Source organism: Faecalicatena contorta, assembly GCF_021531895.1.
Lineage (GTDB): Bacteria > Bacillota > Clostridia > Lachnospirales > Lachnospiraceae > JAFBIX01.
In genome coordinates this window covers 1-6,654 of the sequence record NZ_JAFBIX010000050.1, presented here as the reverse complement: position 1 = coordinate 6,654, position 6,654 = coordinate 1, and the positions used below count along the sequence as shown (strand labels likewise).

Genomic DNA, 6,654 nt, shown 5'->3' with positions numbered 1-6,654 from the left:
ACTGTTTTAAGGTCGACATCTAAATGTCTCGTTCTGAATTTTTCTCTTAAAGAAATCTTCAGGGTTGTTGTCTATTGTTTAATTATCAAGGTTCTTTGTTTTGTTGTCTCATTCGCGACAGCCATATCAATATATCATATGTTTTCTCGCTTGTCAACAACTTTTTTAAATTTATTTTTCGTCGTTCTTTCATTGCGAATCATCGCTCAACCGACAGCTTATTTAGATTACCATACTTGTCGACAAATGTCAACAAGTATTTTAATCTTTTTTGCTAACGCTTCTTTTCTAGCAATCTCTCAGATGTCTCTTTCGTCAGCTTTGTTAGGATAACACATAGAATCTGGAATTGTCAATATTATTTTTATTTTTTATTTTATTTATACAATTCGCACAATTTGTTCGAGATATTCTCTACTTTTCTCACCACAATTACTCTTTACTAATTATGTCAAAAGATTCATTGCCTGATTCACGGATTTAATTCCAATTACTTCTATTCCAGCCACTTTTCCGATGTTCTTTACAGAAACCTCTGGAACAATACATGTTTTAAATCCAAGTTTTTTTGCCTCTGCCACTCTCTGTTCTGGCATAGTTACTGCCCGGACTTCTCCACTTAAACCTACTTCTCCAAATACAATTGCATCTTCAGGTACAGGTTTATTTTTATAACTAGACGCAATCGCCATCACGATTCCTAAGTCTACCGCCGGTTCATTCATTTTCATGCCCCCAGCAATATTTACATATGCATCATAATTTGACAAAGGAAGTCCCACTCTCTTTTCCAATACTGCCATCAATAGGTTCACTCTATTATAATCAAGTCCCGCCGCCGTCCTTCTCGGCATTCCAAAATTACTCCTGCATACAAGCGCCTGAATTTCCAAAAGCATTGGTCTTGTTCCTTCCATTGCACAGGCAACGACTGATCCAGATGCATTTTCAGGCTTTCCACTTAGCATGAATTCTGATGGATTCTCCACTTCTGCCAGACCGCTTTTTTGCATCTCAAACACACCTATTTCGTTCGTTGATCCAAAACGATTCTTAACTCCTCGCAAGATGCGATACGAAGCATGCCTGTCTCCCTCAAAATAAAGCACTGTGTCCACCATATGCTCCAGCACACGTGGTCCAGCCACTGTTCCTTCTTTTGTTACATGTCCGACAATAAATATAGAAATATTCAATCCTTTTGCCAACTGCATAAATATATTCGTAGATTCTCTTACCTGCGACACACTTCCCGGTGCGGATTCCACTTCTTCATTATACATCGTCTGGATAGAATCAATCACGACCATATCTGGCTTCTGCTGTTCAATAACATTTTTTATGATATCCAGGCTCGTTTCGCACAAAAGATATAAGGTCTCTGCAAATGTCCCCATTCGATTTGCTCTCAGTTTGATCTGCTTCAGAGACTCTTCTCCTGATATATATAATATTTTTTTATTCATTGCGGACAGTCTTTGACACACCTGAAGAAGCAGAGTTGATTTCCCGATTCCCGGATCGCCTCCTACCAATACCAAAGATCCCGGTACAATTCCTCCTCCCAGAACACGATCCAGTTCATCAATTCCTGTTTTCATCCTTTCATCTTCATCTGTAGTAATACTTGTCAAAGTAACTACTTTCGTCTCTTTACGTTCTTTTACTGCCACCTGCTTTATTGAAGTCACTTTTTCTTCTACGAATGTATTCCACTCCTTACATGCAGGGCATTGCCCCAGCCATTTACTCTCTTCATGTCCACAATTCTGACAGAAAAAAATACTTTTCTTTGCTTTTGCCATATCTCTCTCCTGATGTTTCAATGATACTTATATATTTTGTCAGCTAACAACATCTCTCTTTATTCAGAAAAAGGGCTGCAATCAGCAGCCCTTTTATGGTACTATCATTATTTTTTTACTACTTTTACTTCAACAGATTTATCAGGCTCTAATTCAGCACTTACACTCAACTTACCACTTAAATTAGTCCTCATATCTCCCACATTTACATCATCCATGTATACAACGTATTCGCTATCCGCCTCTAATTCCAAAGTAAACTGTGCATCTTTGGTTCCTGACACTTTAAACGACACAATATCTTCACTTGCCTTAAAGTTCTCAACAGATGTTCCCGGTACAGATTCGTATACAAACATACCGTTTTTCTCTAACTTTGTAATCTCAGCAAATGTCTTTACCTTATATAAGTCCCCCTGAAATTCGAATCCATCCAGTTTTGTTTTGCTGCCTAATGTATAATCTCCAAAACTAAGTGTTCCATCTGCTTCGGCTTTCAAAAGTTCTTTCACTGCTGCCATTTGTTTCTCCTCCTAAGGTTCTTCTTTTGTACCCCTTATTATATATCAAAAATATATTAATTTGTAGTCTTAGGGACAAATTTTATTTCTTTTTTAGACATTCCAACTATCACTTCGGAACCCCGTTTAATCTCCCCACTAAGAATAGCTTCTGCCAATTTATCTTCTAGTTGATTTTGAACAGCTCTCCGTAACGGACGCGCCCCATATTTTTGATCAGTTCCCGTTTCTACAATATGCTTTTTCACAGAATCTCTGATAATAAGCTGAATTCCCAGTTGTTCTTTGGCTCGAGATATCAATTCTCTACACATTAATCCCACGATCTTTTTCATCTGATCTTTATTCAGCGGATGGAATACAAGAATCTCATCAATACGGTTCAAAAATTCTGGTCGGAAGATTAATTTTATTTCATTCATTACATTATTCTTCATCCTCTTGTAATCTCCAGCCTCATCTTCTTTCACATTAAAGCCCAGTTTTTTCGGATCAATAATTGCCTGTGCTCCCGCATTTGATGTCATAATGATCACTGTATTGCGAAAATCTACTTTTCTTCCCTGAGAATCTGTAATATGACCATCATCGAGAACCTGCAAAAGAATATTAAATACATCTGGATGCGCTTTTTCAATCTCATCAAACAGAATCACTGAATATGGATGTCGTCTAACCTGTTCGCTAAGCTGGCCGCCATCATCATGTCCCACGTATCCCGGCGGAGAACCAATCATTTTTGCAACGCTGTGCTTTTCCATGTATTCCGACATGTCAACTCGTATCATGGATTCTTCATTTCCAAAAAGTGCTTCTGCCAACGCTTTAGACAATTCTGTCTTGCCTACACCCGTTGGTCCCAGGAACAGGAATGAACCGATTGGACGTGTCGGATCTTTAAGTCCCACTCTTCCCCTTTTGATTGATTTTGCTACCGCAGTAACGGCTTCATCCTGGCCGATCACACGTTTATGAAGTGTCTGTTCCAGTTTATTCAGTCTTGCGCTTTCAGATTCCGCAAGTCTTTGTACAGGTATCTTTGTCCATTGTGACACAACATCTGCAATATCATTTTCTGTCACTATAACCTTTTTCCCGGCGTTCCTTTTTTCAAAACGTTTCTTCATCTGCTCCAGCCTCTGCATTATCTCTTCCTGCTCTTTATGAAGCAAAGAAGCCTCCTGCATATTTCCATTGCGAATTGCTTCTTCCAACTCATTTGACAATTCACACACAGTCTCTTCCAAACGATATATATTTTCAGGAACTTTAAATCCTCGCAGGCTGACTTTTGAGCAAGCTTCATCCAAGACATCTATCGCTTTATCCGGAAGAAACCTGTCATTAATATATCGACTCGACAATCTAACAGCTGCACATAATGCTTCTTCTTCTATCATCACATGATGATGCTCTTCATATTTTGCACATAGACCTTTTAAAATATCCAGGCAGTGTTCTTCTGTTGGCTCTTCTACAGTTATTGGTTGAAACCGCCTCTCTAAAGCCGCATCTTTTTCAATATATTTACGATATTCGGCTATCGTGGTCGCACCAATCAATTGCAACTCCCCGCGTGCCAGTGAAGGTTTTAATATATTGGATGCATCCATCGCACCTTCTGCCCCTCCTGCACCGATAATCGTATGCACTTCATCAAGGAACAGAATCACATTACCAGCTGCTTTCACTTCCTGGATCAGCCGCTTCATTCTTTCTTCAAATTCTCCACGATACTTTGAGCCTGCTACCATCGCCGCCAGATCCATCATAAGAATTCTCTTATCCTTCATTCCTTCCGGCACAACACCAGATGCAATCCGCGACGCAAGGCCTTCAATTACTGCCGTCTTTCCCACTCCCGGTTCTCCTACCAGGCAAGGATTGTTTTTCGTTCTTCTACTCAACACTTGCATCAGACGACTGATTTCTTCTTCTCTTCCAATTACAGGGTCGAGTTTTCCCTCTTCGGCCCGTACCGTCAAATCGGTCCCAAATCGCTCTAGAACCCCCTCTTTTTTCGATGCACCCTCCTGCATCATATCTTCCTGATATTCCTTCGGATCCAATCCAAGTACCATCAAGATGTCCTGGTACATCTTTTGTATATTAATATTTAAAGTAAGTAATATACGTGTAGCAACACAATCCGCATCATGCATTAGCGCCAGCAACATATGCTCTGTCCCAATCTTATCCGAACGGGAATGTATTGCTTCTGTTTTACTTTCCTCTAAAATATATTCCAATCTAGGACTAAATTCCGGCTGATATTTTACCGATACGTCTCCCGTCTGAGATACCAGTTCATCTACAATTTTTAAAATCTTCTCTTCATCCACACCATTCGTGGCCAAAATCTGTCCCGCAACTCCACTATAAACTTTTCGCAATCCAAGAAGCAGATGTTCCGTTCCAACATAGGGATGGTTTAAATCTTTTGCAGTCTTCTTTGCAATCTGCAAAACACTATTCGCCTGTTCTGTATAATTCATTCTGTCTTTCCCTTTCCATATTCGTCAAATATCTCATCTACCAATGCATGCACTTCTTCCCTCGAAATGTTCTTGCATCTTCCTTTTGCCAATAAAATCCGCATTCGTTCCTTCATTTCGAGAAGCGCTCTTGCTTTATCAACATCAATCGCAATTACTGCGCCTTTCCTCCTGTCAAGCTGAATAAATCCTTCTTGCTTCAGAATTGCATATGCTTTATTCACCGTGTGCATATTAATGCCTACAGTCTCAGCCAGCTGTCTGACCGAAGGAAGACTGTCTCCCTCTTGTATCATATCTGTCGCAATTCCCAAAATAATCTGATTTTGCAGCTGAACGTATATCGCTTCATCACTATTAAAGTCAATCTCTATCAGCATAGTATCACCTTTTTCTAAACCTTGTGTCTTTTGTTATATATATAATATAACATAAGTAAAGGGAGCTTACAACCTAAATTGTAAGCCCCCTTTGCAACTTTGAAGGAATTAAGTTTGGAAATTTTAATATTAATTAGCAAAGTGTCTTGATATCTACATATTCATAGCAATCGAAGCTGTCTGCAACGTTCTTGCAGGTCAGTTTTCCATCATATGTATTGATTGCAGAGTAGATAACTTCGTTATCTTTACAAGCCTGCTCTAAGCCTTTGTTTGCAATCTGCAGACCATAGCTTAATGTAGCATTTGTAAGAGCAATTGTTGATGTTCTTGGAACTGCTCCTGGCATATTTCCTACACAGTAGTGAACAACGCCATCTTCTACGAAGATTGGGTCATCATGATATGTAACCTTTGTTGTCTCGCCACATCCACCCTGGTCAACTGCAACGTCTACGAATACAGCACCTGGTTTCATCTCTTTCAGATATTTCTTCTTAAAGATCTTCGGTGCAGATTTTCCTGGAATCAATACACAACCGATAACAAGATCAGCCTCTTTTACTGCTTTTTCAATATTAGCATCTGTAGAAACTAATGTCTGAACACGTGCTCCGAAAAGGTCATCCAGATAAGCTAATCTTGGAAGGCTAATATCCATAATTGTTACATTAGCGCCCATTCCAACTGCAATCTTACAAGCGTTTGTTCCTACATTACCACCACCAAGGATTACGATGTTAGCCTTTGGAGTTCCTGGAACACCTGCAAGAAGAACACCTTCTCCACCAAATCTCTTTTCAAGATATTTAGCACCTTCCTGGATACTGAGACGTCCGGCAATCTGGCTCATTGGTGCAAGAAGTGGAAGGCCTCCATTTCTTGGGTCAAATAATGTCTCATAAGCAACACCTTTTACCTTGCCATTCAAAAGCGCATCTGTCTGCGGTTTGTCAGCTGCAAGATGAAGATACGTATAAAGGATAAGCCCTTCATGGAATAATGGATACTCTTCTGGCAATGGCTCTTTAACCTTAACCATCATCTCAGAAATATCCCATACCTCTTTTGCTGTATCTAATAACTTTGCTCCAGCTGCTGCATATTCTTCATCTGAAAATCCAGAACCAATTCCAGCACCTTTCTCAATATAAACTTCATGACCTGCATTTACATAACTTTTTGCATTATCTGGTGTCATACCTACGCGAAATTCATTGTTCTTAATTTCTTTTACGCATCCTACTTTCATTTCAATCTACCTCCTACTCTTACACTAAGTTAATAGTCTGTCGCTCGTTCCGACATTGACATTTTTTGAACAATATTTTTCACTCCCAATTTTTTGTGAAGAATATTATTCATTTGTCTCTAAAATTAGACTAACACATGCATCTATATTATTCAACAAAAGTTATTTTTTTCACAAAACTTTTAATTGTATTGATAAAAT

5 protein-coding genes are annotated in these 6,654 nt (G+C 39.1%); all 5 read right to left on the bottom strand.

The annotated features are described in order from the left end of the window. Positions 1–446: 446 nt before the first annotated feature. The gene (gene radA, locus JQM81_RS13100; protein WP_235234235.1) at positions 447–1,805 is read right to left on the bottom strand and encodes a DNA repair protein RadA; all 1,359 of its coding nucleotides are present in this window, start codon (positions 1,803–1,805) and stop codon (positions 447–449) included. 107 nt (positions 1,806–1,912) lie between these two features. Further along, positions 1,913–2,326 (bottom strand): endosialidase, encoded by a 414-nt coding sequence (locus JQM81_RS13095; RefSeq protein WP_235234233.1) that lies wholly within the window; start codon positions 2,324–2,326, stop codon positions 1,913–1,915. A gap of 56 nt (positions 2,327–2,382) precedes the next feature. After that, positions 2,383–4,821: an ATP-dependent Clp protease ATP-binding subunit gene (locus tag JQM81_RS13090; RefSeq protein WP_235234231.1), complete on the bottom strand. Its 2,439-nt coding sequence runs from the start codon at positions 4,819–4,821 to the stop codon at positions 2,383–2,385. Continuing rightward, entirely contained in the window at positions 4,818–5,201 is a 384-nt protein-coding gene (locus JQM81_RS13085) for a GntR family transcriptional regulator (protein WP_235234230.1), read from the bottom strand. Before JQM81_RS13085 ends, JQM81_RS13090 begins: the two co-directional genes overlap by 4 nt. A 133-nt stretch (positions 5,202–5,334) precedes the next feature. Continuing rightward, positions 5,335–6,453 (bottom strand): alanine dehydrogenase, encoded by a 1,119-nt coding sequence (gene ald / locus JQM81_RS13080; RefSeq protein ID WP_235234228.1) that lies wholly within the window; start codon positions 6,451–6,453, stop codon positions 5,335–5,337. Positions 6,454–6,654 lie beyond the last annotated feature (201 nt).